Annotated in this window: 12 protein-coding genes; 5 read left to right on the forward strand and 7 right to left on the reverse strand. The window is 71.9% G+C overall.

Features of this window, described 5'->3' with window-relative positions:
* Both ABZ016_RS31845 and ABZ016_RS31850 read left to right on the forward strand, forming a co-directional pair.
* Positions 1-945: ATP-binding protein (locus ABZ016_RS31845; protein ID WP_356920156.1), on the forward strand; the 945-nt coding region annotated here is incomplete at its 5' end.
* A gap of 281 nt (positions 946-1226) precedes the next feature.
* Complete coding sequence (locus ABZ016_RS31850; RefSeq protein ID WP_356920157.1) at positions 1227-5060, forward strand: multifunctional oxoglutarate decarboxylase/oxoglutarate dehydrogenase thiamine pyrophosphate-binding subunit/dihydrolipoyllysine-residue succinyltransferase subunit; 3834 nt, start codon at positions 1227-1229, stop codon at positions 5058-5060.
* Positions 5061-5134: 74 nt separating this feature from the next.
* Here ABZ016_RS31850 and ABZ016_RS31855 read toward each other — a convergent pair whose 3' ends face one another.
* The 4 genes from ABZ016_RS31855 to ABZ016_RS31870 are packed head-to-tail and all read right to left on the reverse strand — an operon-like array spanning position 5135 to position 12830.
* Positions 5135-9424 carry an SAV_2336 N-terminal domain-related protein gene (locus ABZ016_RS31855; RefSeq protein WP_356920158.1) on the reverse strand — a complete coding sequence of 1430 codons (4290 nt, stop codon included), beginning with the start codon at positions 9422-9424 and terminating at the stop codon, positions 5135-5137.
* Positions 9421-10473, reverse strand: a complete 1053-nt coding sequence (locus tag ABZ016_RS31860) for a MoxR family ATPase (protein ID WP_356920159.1) — start codon at positions 10471-10473, stop codon at positions 9421-9423. Before ABZ016_RS31860 ends, ABZ016_RS31855 begins: the two co-directional genes overlap by 4 nt.
* An 18-nt stretch (positions 10474-10491) precedes the next feature.
* A complete protein-coding gene (locus ABZ016_RS31865; protein WP_356920160.1) occupies positions 10492-12405 on the reverse strand; it encodes a trypsin-like peptidase domain-containing protein in 1914 nt (637 codons plus the stop codon).
* Entirely contained in the window at positions 12402-12830 is a 429-nt protein-coding gene (locus tag ABZ016_RS31870) for a CU044_2847 family protein (protein WP_356920161.1), read from the reverse strand. Before ABZ016_RS31870 ends, ABZ016_RS31865 begins: the two co-directional genes overlap by 4 nt.
* A 188-nt stretch (positions 12831-13018) precedes the next feature.
* On the opposite strand from ABZ016_RS31870, the gene ABZ016_RS31875 reads away from it, so the two are divergent.
* The 3 genes from ABZ016_RS31875 to ABZ016_RS31885 all read left to right on the forward strand — a co-directional run bounded on the left by ABZ016_RS31875 (position 13019) and on the right by ABZ016_RS31885 (position 15751).
* Positions 13019-13198: a DUF6104 family protein gene (locus ABZ016_RS31875; RefSeq protein ID WP_003992906.1), complete on the forward strand. Its 180-nt coding sequence runs from the start codon at positions 13019-13021 to the stop codon at positions 13196-13198.
* A 518-nt stretch (positions 13199-13716) separates the two neighbouring features.
* Entirely contained in the window at positions 13717-14691 is a 975-nt protein-coding gene (locus tag ABZ016_RS31880) for a DUF4097 family beta strand repeat-containing protein (protein ID WP_356920162.1), read from the forward strand.
* Between the two features lies 1 nt (position 14692).
* Positions 14693-15751 carry a PadR family transcriptional regulator gene (locus ABZ016_RS31885; protein WP_356920163.1) on the forward strand — a complete coding sequence of 353 codons (1059 nt, stop codon included), beginning with the start codon at positions 14693-14695 and terminating at the stop codon, positions 15749-15751.
* 32 nt (positions 15752-15783) lie between these two features.
* On the opposite strand, the gene ABZ016_RS31890 is transcribed toward ABZ016_RS31885, so the two are convergent.
* The 3 genes from ABZ016_RS31890 to ABZ016_RS31900 all read right to left on the reverse strand — a co-directional run bounded on the left by ABZ016_RS31890 (position 15784) and on the right by ABZ016_RS31900 (position 17630).
* The gene (locus ABZ016_RS31890; RefSeq protein ID WP_356920164.1) at positions 15784-16350 is read right to left on the reverse strand and encodes a Clp protease N-terminal domain-containing protein; all 567 of its coding nucleotides are present in this window, start codon (positions 16348-16350) and stop codon (positions 15784-15786) included.
* Positions 16350-16559, reverse strand: a complete 210-nt coding sequence (locus ABZ016_RS31895) for an HTH domain-containing protein (protein WP_356920165.1) — start codon at positions 16557-16559, stop codon at positions 16350-16352. The genes ABZ016_RS31890 and ABZ016_RS31895 overlap by 1 nt, the downstream gene beginning before the upstream one ends.
* A gap of 105 nt (positions 16560-16664) precedes the next feature.
* The gene (locus ABZ016_RS31900) at positions 16665-17630 is read right to left on the reverse strand and encodes a zinc-binding dehydrogenase (protein ID WP_356920166.1); all 966 of its coding nucleotides are present in this window, start codon (positions 17628-17630) and stop codon (positions 16665-16667) included.
* Positions 17631-17983 lie beyond the last annotated feature (353 nt).

The following is a 17983-nucleotide window of genomic DNA, read 5'->3' on the forward strand; positions in this document are numbered from 1 at the left end:
ACCACGGTCTTCTCGATGATCGCCACACTCCTCATCACGCAGTTCGTGGCCCATTCGCTCACCGCGCCGCTGGACGAGATGACGGCCGTGGCCCGCTCCATCTCGCAGGGCGACTACACCCGCCGGGTGCGGGAGAACCGCCGTGACGAGCTGGGCGACCTGGCCGTGACGATCAACGCCATGGCCGACGAGCTGGAGGCGCAGGACCGCCAGCGCAAGGAGCTGGTGGCGAACGTCTCGCACGAGCTGCGCACTCCCATCGCGGGGCTGCGCGCGGTGCTGGAGAACATCGTCGACGGCGTCACTCAGGCCGACCCGGAGACGATGCGCACGGCCCTGAAGCAGACCGAGCGGCTCGGCCGGCTGGTGGAGACGCTGCTGGACCTGTCACGCCTGGACAACGGCGTCGTACCGCTGAAACAGCGGCGCTTCGAGGTGTGGCCGTACCTGTCCGGCGTGCTGAAGGAGGCCAACATGGTCGCCTCCGTGCGCGCGGGCATCGCCACCGGCTCGGGCAGTCACACGCGTACGGACGTCCATCTGCACCTCGACGTCTCCCCGCCGGAGTTGACCGCGCACGCCGACCCGGAGCGCATCCACCAGGTCGTGGCGAATCTCATCGACAACGCGGTCAAGCACAGCCCGCCGCACGGCCGTGTGACGGTCAAGGCGCGGCGCGGTGTGCTGCCGGAGTCGCTGGAGCTGGAGGTCCTGGACGAGGGGCCCGGCATTCCGAAGTCCGAGTGGCACCGTGTCTTCGAACGGTTCAATCGCGGCAGCGCCAAGCGGGCGCACGGGGCCGGCAGCGACGGTGGCACGGGGCTCGGTCTCGCCATCGCGCGCTGGGCGGTGGATCTGCACGGCGGGCGGATCGGAGTGGCCGAATCCGAGCGAGGTTGCCGGATTCTTGTCACTCTTCCGGGACTTCCTTCTGTGCCAAGTTGACGTAAAGTTCGAAGTGGAGCCACAAGATCCACGGGCGTCCGCACTGACGGACACGTGTGATCAGGCACAGGCCCGCGCCATCGGCGTGTGGGGCCGTACCCGGCTCTTCCCTCCTGAAGCGGAACCACGCTTGTTTCCCGCCATTTCAAGCCCCGAAACACGCTCCAAGATGTGACTTGCACGACGTTGCGCGGGCCCGACCTGACCTTCCCGGTCCGGGAGGCGTAGCCTTGATTCCCGCTGTCCATCATCTTGTGAAGCGGAAGAGGGCGGTTGCCGCCGTGTCGCCACAGTCCCCCAGTAACTCGAGCATCTCGACCGACACCGACCAAGCAGGGAAGAACCCCGCTGCGTCGTTCGGTGCCAACGAGTGGCTCGTCGACGAGATCTATCAGCAGTACCTCCAGGACCCGAATTCGGTAGACCGAGCCTGGTGGGACTTCTTCGCCGACTACAAGCCTGGGGCGGCCGCCGCCTCGGCTCCGGCGGGTACCGCGGCCGCGGGGGCCGCGGGGACCACCACCGCTCAGCCGGCGGCCCAGGCCGCCCCCGCACAGCCCGCGGCCCCCGCTCAGGCCGCCCCGAAGCCCGCGGCCGCCGCGCCGGCTCCCGCCCAGGCGAAGCCCGCCGGGCAGGCCCCGGCCCAGGCTCCCGCTCCGGCGAAGGCCGCCCCGGCCGCCAAGCCGGCCGCTGCCAAGCCGGCCGCCGCCGCGAAGCCGAAGGCCGAGTCCGACGGCGCGGCCCCCTCGGGCCCCGAGCAGGTCGTGCTGCGCGGCCCCGCCGCCGCGGTCGCGAAGAACATGGACGCCTCCCTGGAGCTGCCCACGGCCACGTCCGTGCGCGCGGTCCCGGTGAAGCTGCTGTTCGACAACCGCATCGTCATCAACAACCACCTGAAGCGGGCGCGCGGCGGGAAGATCTCCTTCACGCACCTGATCGGCTACGCGATGGTCCAGGCCATCAAGGCGATGCCGGCGATGAACTACTCGTTCGCGAAGGTGGACGGCAAGCCCACCCTGGTCAAGCCGGACCACGTCAACCTCGGTCTCGCCATCGACCTGGTCAAGCCGAACGGCGACCGCCAGCTGGTCGTCGCGGCGATCAAGAAGGCCGAGACGCTGAACTTCTTCGAGTTCTGGCAGGCCTACGAGGACATCGTCCGCCGCGCCCGCGACGGCAAGCTGACGATGGACGACTTCTCCGGTGTCACGGTCTCCCTGACCAACCCGGGCGGTCTCGGCACGGTCCACTCCGTGCCCCGCCTGATGCCCGGCCAGTCCGTGATCATGGGCGTCGGCTCCATGGACTACCCGGCGGAGTTCCAGGGCACCTCCCAGGACACCCTGAACAAGCTCGGCGTCTCCAAGGTCATGACGCTCACGTCGACCTACGACCACCGGGTGATCCAGGGCGCCGCCTCCGGCGAGTTCCTGCGCCAGGTCGCGAACCTCCTGCTCGGCGAGAACAACTTCTACGACGAGATCTTCGAGGCGCTGCGCATCCCCTACGAGCCGGTCCGCTGGCTCAAGGACATCGACGCCAGCCACGACGACGACGTCACGAAGGCCGCCCGCGTCTTCGAGCTGATCCACTCCTACCGGGTCCGCGGCCACGTCATGGCCGACACCGACCCGCTGGAGTACCAGCAGCGCAAGCACCCCGACCTGGACATCACCGAGCACGGCCTCACCCTGTGGGACCTGGAGCGCGAGTTCGCCGTCGGCGGCTTCTCCGGCAAGTCCCTGATGAAGCTGCGCGACATCCTCGGCGTGCTGCGCGACTCGTACTGCCGCACCACCGGCATCGAGTTCATGCACATCCAGGACCCCAAGCAGCGCAAGTGGATCCAGGACCGCATCGAGCGCCCCCACACCAAGCCGGAGCGCGAGGAGCAGCTGCGCATCCTGCGCCGGCTGAACGCGGCGGAGGCCTTCGAGACCTTCCTGCAGACGAAGTACGTCGGCCAGAAGCGCTTCAGCCTGGAGGGCGGCGAGTCCGTCATCCCGCTGCTCGACGCGGTGCTGGACTCGGCCGCCGAGTCCCGTCTGGACGAGGTCGTCATCGGCATGGCCCACCGCGGCCGCCTGAACGTCCTCGCCAACATCGTCGGCAAGTCGTACGCGCAGATCTTCCGCGAGTTCGAGGGCAACCTCGACCCGAAGTCGATGCACGGCTCCGGCGACGTGAAGTACCACCTGGGCGCCGAGGGCACCTTCACGGGCCTGGACGGCGAGCAGATCAAGGTCTCGCTGGCCGCCAACCCCTCCCACCTGGAGGCGGTCGACCCGATCCTGGAGGGCATCGCCCGCGCCAAGCAGGACATCATCAACAAGGGCGGCACGGACTTCACGGTCCTGCCGGTGGCGATCCACGGCGACGCGGCCTTCGCGGGCCAGGGCGTGGTGGCCGAGACCCTGAACATGTCGCAGCTGCGCGGCTACCGCACCGGCGGCACGGTCCACGTGGTCATCAACAACCAGGTCGGCTTCACCGCGGCCCCCGAGTCCTCGCGTTCCTCCATGTACGCGACGGACGTGGCCCGCATGATCGAGGCCCCGATCTTCCACGTGAACGGCGACGACCCGGAGGCCGTGGTCCGCGTCGCGCGCCTGGCCTTCGAGTTCCGCCAGGCCTTCAACAAGGACGTGGTGATCGACCTCATCTGCTACCGCCGCCGCGGTCACAACGAGTCGGACAACCCGGCCTTCACCCAGCCGCTGATGTACGACCTGATCGACAAGAAGCGCTCGGTGCGCAAGCTGTACACCGAGTCCCTCATCGGTCGCGGCGACATCACCCTGGAAGAGGCCGAGCAGGCGCTGCAGGACTACCAGGGCCAGCTGGAGAAGGTCTTCACGGAGGTCCGCGAGGCCACCTCGCAGCCGGCCGCCGTCGAGCCCTCCGACCCGCAGGCCGAGTTCCCGGTCGCCGTGAACACCGCGGTCACCTCGGAGGTCGTCAAGCGGATCGCCGAGTCCCAGGTCAACATCCCCGACCACATCACCGTCCACCCGCGTCTGCTGCCGCAGCTGCAGCGCCGGGCGGCGATGGTCGAGGACGGCACCATCGACTGGGGCATGGGCGAGACCCTCGCGATCGGCTCCCTCCTGCTGGAGGGCGTCCCGGTCCGCCTCGCGGGCCAGGACTCGCAGCGCGGTACGTTCGGCCAGCGCCACGCGGTCATCATCGACCGCACCACGGGCGACGAGTACACGCCGCTGCAGTACCTCTCCGAGGACCAGGCGCGGCTGAACGTCTACAACTCCCTCCTCTCCGAGTACGCGGCGATGGGCTTCGAGTACGGCTACTCGCTGGCCCGCCCGAACGCGCTCGTGATGTGGGAGGCGCAGTTCGGCGACTTCGTCAACGGCGCCCAGACGGTCGTGGACGAGTTCATCTCGTCGGCCGAGCAGAAGTGGGCGCAGACGTCCGGCGTCGTCCTGCTCCTGCCGCACGGCTACGAGGGCCAGGGCCCGGACCACTCCTCGGCCCGCCCGGAGCGGTTCCTGCAGCTCTGCGCCCAGAACAACATGACGGTCGCCACGCCGACCTCGCCGTCGAACTACTTCCACCTCCTGCGGTGGCAGGTGCACAACCCGCACCACAAGCCGCTGGTGGTCTTCACGCCGAAGTCGATGCTGCGCCTGAAGGCGGCGGCGGCGAAGGCGGAGGAGTTCACGACGGGCCAGTTCCAGCCGGTCATCGGCGACGCGTCGGTGGACCCGGCCGCGGTCAAGAAGGTCGTCTTCTGCGCCGGCAAGGTCTACTACGACCTGGAGGCCGAGCGCCAGAAGCGCGGCGTCACGGACACGGCGATCATCCGCATCGAGCGCCTGTACCCGCTGCCGGGTACCGAGCTCCAGGCGGAGATCAAGAAGTACCCAAACGCCGAGAAGTACCTGTGGGCGCAGGAGGAGCCGGCGAACCAGGGTGCCTGGCCGTTCATCGCCCTCAACCTGATCGACCACCTGGACCTGGCGGTCGGCGCGGACGTCCCGCACGGCGAGCGCCTGCGCCGCATCTCGCGTCCGCACTCCTCGTCCCCGGCGGTGGGTTCCGCGAAGCGGCACCAGGCCGAGCAGGAGCAGTTGGTGCGTGAGGTGTTCGAGGCGTGAGCCTCTGAGCATCGGCTCGTGGAAAGGTCCGGCCCCATCGCCTCGTTCGCCGAGGCGGTGGGGCCGGTCCCGTTTCAGGGCGCATCGAGCACGTGCGGCAGTGGGTGGACGTCCGGCGGGTCGTAGACCAACGCCAGATTGCGGGCCCACACGGTGTCCGAGCCGACGGCGTCGGGATCAGCGGTGCGCAGCCGCAGGTCCCGTACCCGGTCGAACAGGTGTCGCAGGGTGCCGGCCTCGCGCACGAGGTCGGAGGCACGCTCGTAGAACTCGCCGCAGTCCGAGTGGTCCGCTCCCCGGCTCCAGAGCACCACGGGGTAGCCGGCGGCCAGTGCCGCCCCCATGGCCCGGAGCCCGGGGGCCGACTCCGGGTGCCGGCAGTACACGGGCACGGCGGTGCTCGGGGCTTGCTCGAGCATGGTGCGCAGGGTGCCCCAGTCTGCCGAGGGCCCGGACAGCAGCGGGACCAGCGGCACCGGGAACAGTCGTCTCCCGGTGACGCCCGCCCATCGTGTCCGCCAGTCCCGCAGGGGCAGGCTGTTACCGCGCCCCTCCGGAACGCGGACGACTACGTGGCTGTGGTCGCCGAGCAGGCCGTCGCGGGGGCCGGGGCCGACGGGCCACCGGTCGACCGGCTCGTCCAGCAGGCCGGGGGGCAGCGAGAACTGGACCGTGGGCACGCCGCCCACCCGGACGGCCGACAGCACGTAGGGCCGGATCGTCTCCCACAACCGTCCGCGCGGCACGCTGGAGGTGTCCTCGGCCAGGGGCATGAAGTCACCGTTGTCGAGCCGGCGCGCGACCCGCCACTGGTACGACCCGGTCTGCCAGGGCGCCGGGTACACCTCCACGACCACACGGACCTGGGGGATGTCGGGCTCCGGGCGCGGCTCGCGGAGCAGGGCCGCTGTCCTGCGGCGCGTCACGGCGTCGAGGTCCGTACCTGCGGTCGTGTGGATCCAGTCGCGGAGCCGGTCGACGGCGGGTTCCCGGCTTCGCCGCTCGTGCCCGAGCCGCCACACATGGGCCGCGTATTCCAGGAGGGGCAGCAGGCCCGCCTCCCGCTCGGCATTCAGTACGGCGGCTCCGGCGCCTTCGCGGAGCATCCGTGGGGTGAAGGGCTCCAGTCGGTGGGTGCCCGCGAGGGCCGCCTTGTCCTCGGGCCGGAACAGAGGGCCCAACTCGGCCAGTAGGGCGTACAGTTCGGCTCGCAGCAGCGGCAACCGCTCCTGTCCGGCGCCGCGCATGGAGCGCGTGTGCACGTCGATCCAGGAGGACGCTTCCCGGCTCGGATCGTGGTGCCAGGCCAGGTGGTAGCCGTCGTGAGCGCGGATGATCTCGTCCGCGATGCCGCCGGGGCGCACATCGTGCAGGGCGGAGATCTCCAGCGCGACACCGTCCGTGTCCCCGTCGGGTCTCCTGACGACACCGCTGACGACTCCGACGACGGCGCCTTCCCGCAGGTCGACGACCGGACTGCCCGAACTCCCGGCGCTCAACACCTGGCCGGACAGTCCCAGGAGCCACTCGTTCGGACGCTCCCGGTGTCTGTCGGTCATCACGGCCCGGATGAAGTGTCCTTCCTCGACTCCCCCCAAGGCCGAGTTGAGCATCACGACCTCGTCATGCGTGTGCGGGGGAAGATCGCTGATCCAGAGACACTCGGCGTCGGTCGCGTCCGGGACCTTCAGGACGGCCAAACCGTCCCCGGGGTTGTTCAACGCGTCGGCTCGCTCGGCGTCGAAGCGCCTGCCGTCCCAAGTGACGATGCTGACGCCAGGACGTGCGGCGCCGCTCGGCGTCACGACGTGCGCACAGGTGACGACCCGCCCGGGTGCGACGAAGAAGCCGGCCCCGAAAGGCCGGGGACCGCCCCCGTCGTCACGCTCGATCCGCACGGTGCCGCGCCGGGTCAGTGCCGCCGCGTCCCCACTGGCTTCGGAGGTCCGCCACCACGGCGAGACCCAGATGACACCGAGCCCGAGCCTCCGACGCCAGCGGTCATCGCCGGAGGTGATGACGACGTGGGCGTCGGGCAGCGAGTTCAGCACGTCGTCCGCGGCCTCCGGTTCGTCCCAGCCGTCGAGGACGACGAGCCGGCTCCAGTGGGCCGACGCCTCCTGCTCTCCCGCCCCACGGGCCAGTTCCGCCAGACGCGCCCGCAGCCCCTCGGGGAACCGGGCGTCGACCCACCACACGAGGTCGTAGTCGAAGCGGTGCACGTGCGCGTAGGCGGCGGCGAGTTGCGTCTTCCCGACCCCCGGTTCACCGAAGATCAGGCAGGCGGCATCGTTCTCCCCGGCCGCCGTGAGCTTCTCGCGCAGGGCGTGCAGAAGGTCGTCGCGTTCCCGGGGGAGCGGCGCGGGGTCGGGGACCCCCTCCCAGACGGCGGGTTCGGGCAGGGGATCCGCGAGGGACAGCTGGGCGAGGAGCAGCCGCGCGAGCGTCCGGCGGTAGGCCCCGCTCAGTCGGATCGGCTTCAGCGGCTCGATCGCCTGAGGCGTGCCACGCATGGCCGCGAGGAGCGGGACGATCCGGTCGGGATGCCGTGCGGCCCAGCGGCCCAGCGCCCACCACGGCTGGTCCCCGCCGCCCTCGCCGAGGACGACGACAACCGTCGCTCCCCCGCGGACGTGGTCGCGCAACGCGATGTCGAGCGCGGTGGCCGACCCCGCACCGTCCGGGTCCCAGTTCTCGACCTCCACGAGATGCCCGGTGGGCTCCAGTACGCTCTCGGCCCACTCGGCCCATTCGCGGTCGCGGCCCGAGTACAGCACGGCGAACTTCCGGCGCGGCGGCGCGGCCGCCGCGTACCGGCTCGTGACCAGGTCGGAGACCTCCGCGAACGGCTGGAGTTCCGGCGCGACGGCGTCGGTGCCGGCCGGACCGGTTCCGCCGGTCAGCCTGGCCAGCGCCCTCGCGGGGAAGTTACTGGCCCGACGCCCGAAGTGGCGTTCCACGTACTCACCGCAGTGCTTGAGGACGAGCAGGGCGTCCCCCATCGGCAGCGAGCGCAGCAGCACGTCCCGTACTCCGGGCAGGAAGTCGTACCAGCCCTCCTGGTCTCCCCGGCGGAGCAGTCCGCTGAGGACGACCTCGGCGAGGGTCTGCGGCCCGGTGTGCGGAAGGAGCGCCCGCTGGACCAGTTGCATCACCGGCAGCACGAGCGGCACCGCGGCCAGGGCGAGGGCCAGCTTCTGGGCCTCGGGGGACGCGGTGTGCCGGAAGGAGCGCACCAGGGCGGTGGGTGAGGCCCCGGCCGGTCCGGCTCCGGCGCCCGAAGAGGTTTGGCCGGGCAGGGCCCAGGCCGCGGCGGCGGGCAGGGAGAGCCCCGTCGTGCCGGACAGCAGGCGGGCCCAGGTGCCGAGGCCGGCCCGGGTGGGGGCCAGCACCGGCACGGGCAGGGCGCCCCGCGGGACGGGGCCGTGGGCGGGCGTGAACTCCAGGTGCGCGCCCAGCCCTTCACGCCGTCGGAGCATGCCGGGCAGCGCGGGCAGATGAGTGCCCGCCCACATGCGCTGGGGCAGGGGCTGGACCAGCGCCACGGGCGCCGCCTGGCCCCAGTGGTGCAGCAGCCGTTGCAGCCGGCCGTCCCGCCACAGGGGCCCGGCGGCGTCGCTGAGCAGCAGGGTGAGCTGCCGGCCGGTCGGGTCCCGCAGTTGTTCGGCGGGGCGGAGCTTGCCGCCCGTGCGGTCGGGGCCGACGAGCAGGCGGCCGTTCGCGCCCTCGTGGACGTAGTGCGCGGTGACCTCGTGGAAGGCGCCCAGTCCGGCGCAGACCAGGCGTAGTTCCTCGAACGCCCGGTCCCACAGCGTGGTCGAGCTGGAGGCGTCCATCAGCAGTTGCAGCCGGGCCTCGCGGCGGGCGGTGGTGTGCAGCACGGGCAGCAGCAGCCCGGTCTCGGCGGCGCGTTCGGCCGTCGCCTGTTCGTCCAGGAGCCGGGCGCCGGTCCACAGCGGGGGGCAGTAGTGCTGGAGCGGGCGCAGGGCGCGCTGGAGGGTCAGGGCGTGGGGCAGCGCGGTCGCGGCCGGTACCCGGACGGCGACGAAGCCCGGATCGGCCGCTGTTCCCATGCCCCGACCGGTGCGCGGGTACAGCCGGGAGCGTTCCGGGTCGCGGGGCGGTCGCCCGGTCCCGGCGGCGGCCGGCGGGGTGGTGTGCGGCCGGCCGGGAGCGGGGCGTGAGGGGCCGGGGTGTTCCGTGCGGCCGGGGGGCGGCGCCGGCCGCCGCTCCGGGGTGTCGGCGGGCGTCACGTGGCGGGCGAGCCACAGGGCCTCGGCGAGTTCACGGGGTGAGGGCTGCGCGCCGACCGCACGCAGCCGCTCGACGAGTTCCGTGAGTGCCGTGCCCGGCTCGGTCGTCATCGGTGGGGCCCGTCCCCGCCGTGGTCGAGGGGCCGCATCAGCAGCTCGGCGAGCCGGTGCCGATCCGGTTCGTCGTCGCGCAGTGCGGACTGCGTGAGGTAGATGGCGTTCAGCAACTGGTCGGCGGCCCGCAGTGAGCCGGGGCTGCTGTTCAGGAACTGCCGGATCAGCTCGTCGTATCCGGCCGACGCGGCGGGGCCGAAGTGGGCCCGCACCATGGCGCCGAGGCGTTCGGCTCCCCAGGCGTCGTTCTTCGGGGAGGGCAGGTCGAGGTGGACGCAACGGCGCAGCAGCGGGGCGGGGAAGTCCCGTTCGCCGTTGCTGGTCATGACGACCACGGGAAAGGCACGGCACCGGACGCGGCCCCGCTCGACGGGGACCCGGACGCCGTCGTCGCTGAGGATCTCCACCGTCTCCTGGGTGCCGGAGATGCGCTCCAGCTCGGGCAGTGCGAACTCGCCCTCCTCCAGGGCGTTGAGCAGGTCGTTCGGCAGGTCGATGTCGCTCTTGTCGAGTTCGTCGACCAGCAGGACCCGGGGCCGCTCCCAGGGGAGCAGGGCGGTGCCCAGGGGGCCGAGGCGCAGGTAGCGCCCGATGTCGGCGCTGGTGTCCGGGCCGCCTTCCCGGGCCAGCTGCATGTCCTGGAGACGGGCGATCGCGTCGTAGGCGTAGAGCCCCTCGCGCAGCTGGGTCCGGCTGACGATGGGCCAGTGCAGGACGCGGCCCAGGCCGAGTTCGTGGGCGATCGCGTGGGCCAGTGTGGACTTGCCGGAACCCGGGTCGCCGGTGACCAGCAGGGGGCGGCGCAGGTACAGGGCGGCGTTGATCAGCTCGAGTTCCTGCGGACGCCAGCCGAGGGAACGGTCCCCGTCCCCGCTGTCCCCGCCGCGGTTGCCGAGGCGGCGGGTCGACTCGGTGCCCAGGGGCGGTGGCTGGCCGAGGGCGGGACCGCCGTCGAAGTCGCGCCAGGGCGGAGGGGCGGGCAGCCGGCCGATGCCCTCGTGGGGCTCGCCGGTCCCCCGATAGACGAACCAGTCGGGCGTGGTCATGGCGGTGGGTCCTTCTGGTCAGGGGGAGTTGAGCCGGTGCGTGGGCTGGGGAACGGGTCTGCGCGGGTCGTCGTACATGAGGGCCACGGGGTCGGCCCAGTAGGCCTCGGAATCCTCCTGGCTGATGCGTTCGCGCAGCATCCGCAGCTCCTCGGGAAGCGCCCCGGCCTCCGTGTCGCGCAGCAGTTTCGCCGCCTGCCGGTGCAGTTCCTCGCAGTCTTCGGAACAGCCGTAGGTGTGGCGGGCGTCGCGGCTCCACAGGGCCATGGGGTAGCCGGCGCCGATCGCCTCCTGGAGGGGCCCGGTGCTCTCCGCCGCCGTGCCGCAGAGCACGAGGACGCTGCCGTGGGGTGTCTCGGTCAGCCCGCTGCCGTCGCCGCGGTGGCGGCCGAGCGGGAGGGCGTGCAGGCCGTCCTCGACGGCGGTGCGCCACCGGGTGTGCCACTCCTCGGCGCTTTCCCCGTGCCGTCTCAGGCAGCGCAGGACCACCTGGCGGTGCACGCCGAAGAGCCGGTCCGCGGGGTGCGGACGGCTGCTGCGGGCGACGCCCGGGCGCCAGAGGTGGATGTCGATGTCGAAGTGCTCCGGCGGCAGCACCACTTCGAGCCGGGCCCGCCACGGTCCGTCGTCCAGTTCGGAGAACGTCTCGCCGAGCGGGCCGCAGAGTTCGCCCGGGAGGCGGGCGAGCGGCACGCCGTCCTCCACGGCGCTCACGCGGCCCGGCTGGGGCTGTGCCGTGCCGCTGCGCCAGGTCCATATCCGCCAGTGGAAGCGGTCGCGCGGCTGGTACATGTCCGGGAGGAGTTCGACCGCGACGACGGGGCCCTCGCCGTCGTCGCCGGTTCGCTGCGGCCTGCCCGGCCTGGTCCGGTCGAGCAGCGCCCGGTGGCTGGCCGGCAGCCGCCGTGCCCGCTGCCGCGCCCACCGGTGCAGGGCCTTCGCCTGGGCGGGCCGTTCCCAGCCGTGGCGCTGTGCGACCAGTGTCAGGTAGTGCAGGAACGCGATGTCCTCCCCGTCGGCGCTCTCGTACAGCCAGCCGTGTCCGTCACGCCAGTCGCGCGGCGGCACCGAGCCCGGCCACAGGGGTTCCTCCTCGTCGAGGACCTGCCCGATGACGGAGACGAGTTCGGTGGCGGAGCGTGGTGGCGGGAGCTCCGCGAGCAGGGCGGACGCGGTCGCGCTGTCCTTCGGGGTCCACTGCCCGTCCCGGGAACCGCACACCTTCTCCTGCGCGGCCACCCAGGAGGTGCCCGATTCCAGTTGTTCCGCGTGCCACTGGTCGTGGGCGCGGACGAGTTCGCGGTAGGGGTCGCTGCCGAGGTCTCCTGCGCCGTCCGCGGCGATGGCCGCGTCGAAGACCCGCAGCGCCGAGGCGCCGATGGCGAGACCGCCGTCCTTGGCCTTTCTGCGGGCCTTGACGACGCCGACGACGACTCCCCGGTCCCGGTCCAGGACGGGCCCCCCGGAGGCGCCGTGCGGGATCTCCGCCTCCGGCCCGAGCACCAGGCCGTACGGGCCGTCCGTGCCGTTGACCTGGCACCGCCCGCTCCAGTCGCGGGGCGGAGCGTCCTTGCGGGGTACGTACCAGCCATGGACCGTGACCCGGTGCGGTGTGTCGATGCGGTCGGTCAGCCGGACGCAGTAGCGGGACCTGAACCCGCCCATCGTCCGTAACAGCACGAGGTCCTGCTCGGGGTCCGCGCCCCCGCCCACCCAGTACGCCAGCCGGGCCCGCCCCTGGGTCTCCAGGCCGGTGAAGCGGACGACGCCCGGATCTCCGGGCCCGCGGTCCTTGAGGAGCACGTGGGCGCAGCTCAGCAGCCACTGGGGGGTCAGGAAGAAGGCACTGCCCCACTGGGTTCCGGACCCGTCGTCGGGCCCGACCCACACGGTGGCCCGACCCGCGAGCGTGCCGAGCTTCGCCTCGGTCATGCAGCGCCGCTGTCCCCGTTCGCCGGGGTCGTGGGGGTGTTCGGGGCCGGGCCGGCGGCCCCGTCGCCGGAGGTGCCGGAGGAGGTCCCCATGTGCCAGGTCAGCGTGACCGAGATCGCCGCCTTCGCCTCGCCGTCCGCGAGCACGGCGACGGCCTTGCCGGGCTTCACCGCGAGTTCGACGCCGAACGTGGCGCTGATTTCGTCGGGCTGTACCGCGCGGGCCGCCTCCCGTACGGCGGAGCCGACTCCGCCGACCAGTTCGTTCAGCTGGTCGATGCGGGCGGAGAGGTGGTCGAGGGCGCCCACGTCCTCGTACCCGAAGTCGTCCGGATCGCCCGGAACCTCCTCGGGCCGGAGCACGCTCACCCTGGCGAGCACGGTCTGCCCGCCGGGCAGTTCGATCTCCTGGACCCTGCGCTCCATGTCTCCCCCGTGTTCCGGCGCGTCCCGGGTGCGGCCCGGCCTCGCCGACGTGCCGCCGTGTCCCCGGACATTGTGCCCGCCGGCACACGCGCGAGGAGGGGAAACCGCACAGTAAGGGCACCGCTCGGGGCCGCATAACCTGGAGAGGTACGACCCGCGGCCTCAGGCCCAGCCCCAGGAGAGCATCCGTGTACTTCACCGACCGAGGCATCGAGGAACTCGAGAAGCGACGCGGCGAGGAGGAGGTCACCTTCGAGTGGCTCGCCGAGCAGCTGCGGACGTTCGTCGATCTCAACCCGGACTTCGAGGTGCCCGTGGAGCGTCTGGCCACGTGGCTGGCGCGGCTGGACGACGAGGACGACGAGTAGGGGTCGAGCCGGTCGCGGTGTTTCTCATGGACGCACCCCGGCCGGCATCGCGTGACGTTCCGGGCGGGCTCTCGGCGGCCCGACACTCACGGCACTCGCCGACTGCCGGGCTCCGGGACGCCCGACCCGACCTGTTCGGCCGCCCAGGCAGGAGGCGGGCCGACTGTCGTCCTCCGACATCGCCATGAGCCCACGAGCCGCGAGTCACGAGCGGCGAGTCACGAGCCGCGTGCTGTCACCCCGCTGCCCTGCGGAAATGCGCCGCCACCCGGGTGAGGGGTCGTCCGGGGTGAGTTCGGGGGGGCAACGGTACGCCCATGTGCGCGAGGACCGCCGGCATGCTCCAGTCGTCGCCGGCGCCTGGCGCGGGTGAGCTGAACGGAAGCGCTCAGGAGATGCGCGGCGGAGCGCGGGACCCGGGCGCGGCCCGGCACAAGTGTCTTGACTTTCCTCGACCACGACATATCGTGAATGAAGAGAGACGCGATATGGCGCGTCGAATCGGGGAGGTCCGCATCATGTCCGAGTGGTCCGTCACGGAGCCTAGGAAGCTCACCTTCGACGAGCCGGTGATCGACCTCCACGTGCGCCTGGTCAACGGAACGGTGAACGTGGTGGGCACGGACGAGGGTCCCGCCCGTCTCGAGGTCTCCGAGATCGAAGGGCCGCCCCTGGCGGTGACCCAGCAGGACGGCACCCTGACGGTGGCTTACGAGGACCTGCCCTGGAAGGGCTTCCTCAAGTGGCTGGACCGCAGAGGCTGGCGCCGCAGCGCGGTGGTCTCGCTGGCCGTCCCGGCCGGTACGCGGGTCGAGGTCGGCGTGGTGGGCGCGGCCGCGGTGGTCTCCGGGATCGAGGGGTCCTCGGCCGTCAAGGGGGTCACCGGGGACACGACCCTCGTGGGACTCTCCGGCCCGGTCCGCGCCGACACGGTCTCGGGAAGCGTGGAGGCCCAGCACGTGACCGGCGACCTGCGGTTCAACTCCGTCTCCGGCGACCTCACGGTCGTCGAGGGCTCCGGCTCCTCCGTGCGGGCCGAGTCGGTGAGCGGCTCCATGATCGTCGACCTCGACCCGGACGGCCCCACGGACGTGCGGCTGACCAGCGTCTCGGGCGAGATCGCCATCCGGCTGCCGTACCCGGCGGACGCGGAGGTCGAGGCCAACACGGCGAGCGGCGCCGTGACCAACGCTTTCGACGATCTTCGGGTGCACGGCCAGTGGGGCGCCCACAAGATCACGGGACGCCTCGGCGCGGGCAACGGCACACTGCGGGCCACCACCGTCTCCGGCTCCATCGCCCTGCTGCGCCGCCCCGCCGCCGAGGACGAGGGCGACGAACCGCGGGAGGACCCGCGGCCCGGCACCGGCGGTTCACCGACCGGCCCGGCCGACGATCCGCAGGCCGGTTCGGGAGACAATTCCGTCTCCGACCGGGGCGCCGACGCCACCAGCGTCCCGGCCGACGGCACGACCGACAAGAAGGTGCTCTGACATGCCCCCCGTCTTCGCCCACGGCCGCCTCCGCCTCTACCTGCTGAAGCTGCTGGACGAGGCCCCGCGACACGGCTATGAGGTGATCCGCCTTCTGGAGGAGCGCTTCCAGGGGCTGTACGCACCGTCGGCGGGCACGGTCTACCCGCGCCTGGCCAAGCTGGAGGCCGAGGGCCTGGTCACACACACCACCGAGGGCGGCCGCAAGGTCTACTCGATCACGGACGCCGGCCGCGCCGAACTGGCCGACCGCAGCGGCGAGCTGGCCGACCTGGAGCTGGAGATCCGGGAGTCCGTCGCCGAACTGGCCGCGGAGATCCGCGCCGACGTCCGCGGGGCCGCCGGCGACCTGCGCCGCGAGATGCGCGCGGCGGCCACCGAGGCCGGCCGTGGCACCGGCACGGGATCCGGCGGAGCTGAGGACACCCCCCTCGGGGACTTTGCGAACCGCGGCGACAAGGAGGCCTGGCGGATCGCGAAGGAGGAGATGCGGCGCGCCAGGCAGGAGTGGAAGGAACAGGCCAGGCGTGCCAAGGACGAGAGCCGCCGCGCCCGCGAGGAGGCCCAGCGCGCCCGCCGCCAGGCCAAGGAGGCCCAGGAACAGGCTCGCGCCCAGGCACAGGAGCAGGTGCAGCGCATCGCCCGCCGGGTCCAGGACCAGGTACAGGACCACTTCACGCGCGGCGACTGGCCGACGGGACTACGTGAAGGCCTGAGCGAACTCGCCAAGGAAGTCGGTGAGTTCGGAAAGGACTACGGCAAGGACTTCGGTTTCGACTGGCCGGGCACCGGCAGGCCGGCCTCGCAGCCGACGCCCTCACAGCCCGTCACCGAGGACTTCCCGGCCGCCTACGAACCGGCTTGGGCCCACGAGGACGCCACCGACTCGACCGGAGACCCCGCCCGCGACCTGGACCGCCTGCTCGACCGCTTCCGGGACGACATCCGCGACGCGGCCCGCGACCACGGCGTCACCCCCGGCCAGCTGCGCGACGCCCGCCGCCACCTCTCGACCGCCGCGGCCCACATAGGGGCGCTGCTGCGCGTCCCCAGGGAGTAGCCGGGCCGGGGGCACCGGCCGGGACGCCCCCCTCACCCGGCCTTGGCCGCGCCACCCCCGTACAGCACCCGCGTCAGGGACTCGTACGTCACCCCGTGGTCGGCCAGGACCTCGGCCGGCACACCGGGGCGCACGGTCAGCGCCAGCAGAATGTGCTCGTCACCGATGTGCCGGTCCCGCTGGGCGAGGGCGACCCGCAGGGACTGCTCCAGCACCCCCTTGGCGGCCCGCCCGAAGGAGGGCCGCCCCGACCACCACCGCTTGTCCTGCGTGTCACCGGCCATGGCGCCGACCCCGTGCACCTCCTCCACCCGGGCCACGATCTCCGCCACGTCGATCCCGAGCCCGGCGAGCGCGTCAGCCTCGGCCTGCGACAGACCGGCACGGCGCCGGGCCTCCCGCAGCGCCTCCCGCACGGACTCCTTCCGCTCAGCGAGCCCCAGGGCGGTGAGCGCGAAGGACCCCCGGCTGCCCTCACGGTCGAGGAGAGCGAGCAACAGATGCTCCGGCTCCACACACTGCCCACCACCGTCCCCCTCCACGTGGGCGAACGCGCTCTTCACCACGTCCCGGGCGTCTTTCGTGAAGCGCTCGAACATCAATGCCTCCCGTACTTCTTGTGCACGGCCTGCCTGCTCACACCGAGTTCGGTGGCGATCTCCTGCCACGACCAGCCGTGGTTGCGCGCGTTGCGCACCTGCACGGATTCCAGCTGTTCCAGCAGCCGGCGCAGCGCGGCGACGGCCCGCAGGCCGACCCGTGGATCACGGTCACCCGCACGCTCGGCCAGATCGGTTGCTTCGGTCATGACGTCAACCTACGTTGACACCCTACTTTCGTCAACCCTGATTGACATGCAAAACGGTCGGCCCGAGAACGGACCGACCGTCGACCAAACCGCCGCGAAACTCACTCAGGGATTCGTCAGCACGACCTTCCCGAACTGCTCACCGGAAGCCAGCCGTTCGAAGCCCTCACGCGCCCGGTCCATCGGCAGCACCTCGTCGATGACCGGCCGCACACCGGTGGCGGCACAGAACGAGAGCAGGTCCTCCAGCTCGTCCTTGGTGCCCATCGTGGACCCCACGATCTTGAGCTCGAGGAAGAAGACCCGGGTCAGCTCGGCGTGCGAGGGCCGGTCGCCGCTGGTGGCACCGGAAATCACCAGCGTGCCGCCGGGCTTCAGCGACTTCACCGAATGCGACCACGTGGCAGCGCCGACGGTCTCGATCACCGCGTCGACCCGCTGCGGCAGGCGCGCCCCGGACTCCAGCGCCTCCACGGCCCCCAGCTCCACGGCCCGCTTCCGCTTGGCCTCGTCCCGGCTGGTGGCGAAGACCCGAAGACCGGCGGCCTTGCCCAGCACGATCGCGGCCGTGGCGACACCACCGCCGGCGCCCTGCACGAGCACGGAGTCGCCGGGGCGGACACCCGCGTTGGTGAACAGCATCCGGTAGGCGGTCAGCCACGCCGTCGGCAGACAGGCGGCCTCCTCGAAGGAGAGCTCCTTGGGCTTGGGCAGGATGTTCCACGTCGGCACGGCGACCTGCTCCGCGAACGTGCCCTGGTACCGCTCCGTGAGGATGGAACGAGGCTCCTTGGGGCCGACCCCGTGCCCGCTCTGTCCGATCACGGAGTGCAGGACGACCTCGTTGCCGTCCTCGTCGACACCGGCGGCGTCACAGCCGAGGATCATCGGCAGCTTGTCCTCCGCGAGGCCTACGCCGCGCAGGGACCAGAGGTCGTGATGGTTGAGGGAGGCGGCCTTGACCGTGACGGTGCTCCAGCCGGGGCGAGACTCGGGAGCCGGGCGCTCTCCCAACTCCAGGCCGGACAGCGGCTGGTCGCGGTCGATTCGGGCGGCGTAGACAGCGAACATGACCTTGACGATAGGTTCCCGACCGGCCGCCGCGAAACCACCGCCCCGTGTGAGACATGCCCTCTTGCCAGGTGCGGAACGTTGATGGCGGGGCTCTGGGACATCGCGCAGCTCGGCGCTTCGAGGTACTCGGCGTCTTCGCTGGGGTCGGGTGGGTACGCAGCCCGGCGCAGCGGGGTGCCGCTGCGCCCACCCGTGCCGCCCCAGCGGCACGACTGCCCGCAGCTAAGCGGGAACGCGCCCGCAGCCGCCGTGTCACGGAAGGGGACGTGTCGGGGGGTGTCCGCCCGCAGCGGTTGGCGCGTCAACGGACGGTTAGTCGGTGTCCGAGTCCATCGCGCCGTTCCGAGGAC

The sequence above is a fragment of the Streptomyces sp. NPDC006372 genome (genome assembly GCF_040612515.1).
Taxonomy (GTDB): domain Bacteria; phylum Actinomycetota; class Actinomycetes; order Streptomycetales; family Streptomycetaceae; genus Streptomyces.

Excerpts from the sequence above, each read along its gene's own strand:
- ABZ016_RS31855 (WP_356920158.1), bottom strand. The coding sequence starts at position 9,424 with ATGACGACCGAGCCGGGCACGGCACTCACGGAACTCGTCGAGCGGCTG.
- ABZ016_RS31860 (WP_356920159.1), bottom strand. The coding sequence starts at position 10,473 with ATGACCACGCCCGACTGGTTCGTCTATCGGGGGACCGGCGAGCCCCAC.
- ABZ016_RS31865 (WP_356920160.1), bottom strand. The coding sequence starts at position 12,405 with ATGACCGAGGCGAAGCTCGGCACGCTCGCGGGTCGGGCCACCGTGTGG.
- ABZ016_RS31870 (WP_356920161.1), bottom strand. The coding sequence starts at position 12,830 with ATGGAGCGCAGGGTCCAGGAGATCGAACTGCCCGGCGGGCAGACCGTG.
- ABZ016_RS31880 (WP_356920162.1), top strand. The coding sequence starts at position 13,717 with ATGTCCGAGTGGTCCGTCACGGAGCCTAGGAAGCTCACCTTCGACGAG.
- ABZ016_RS31885 (WP_356920163.1), top strand. The coding sequence starts at position 14,693 with ATGCCCCCCGTCTTCGCCCACGGCCGCCTCCGCCTCTACCTGCTGAAG.
- ABZ016_RS31890 (WP_356920164.1), bottom strand. The coding sequence starts at position 16,350 with ATGTTCGAGCGCTTCACGAAAGACGCCCGGGACGTGGTGAAGAGCGCG.
- ABZ016_RS31895 (WP_356920165.1), bottom strand. The coding sequence starts at position 16,559 with ATGACCGAAGCAACCGATCTGGCCGAGCGTGCGGGTGACCGTGATCCA.
- ABZ016_RS31900 (WP_356920166.1), bottom strand. The coding sequence starts at position 17,630 with ATGTTCGCTGTCTACGCCGCCCGAATCGACCGCGACCAGCCGCTGTCC.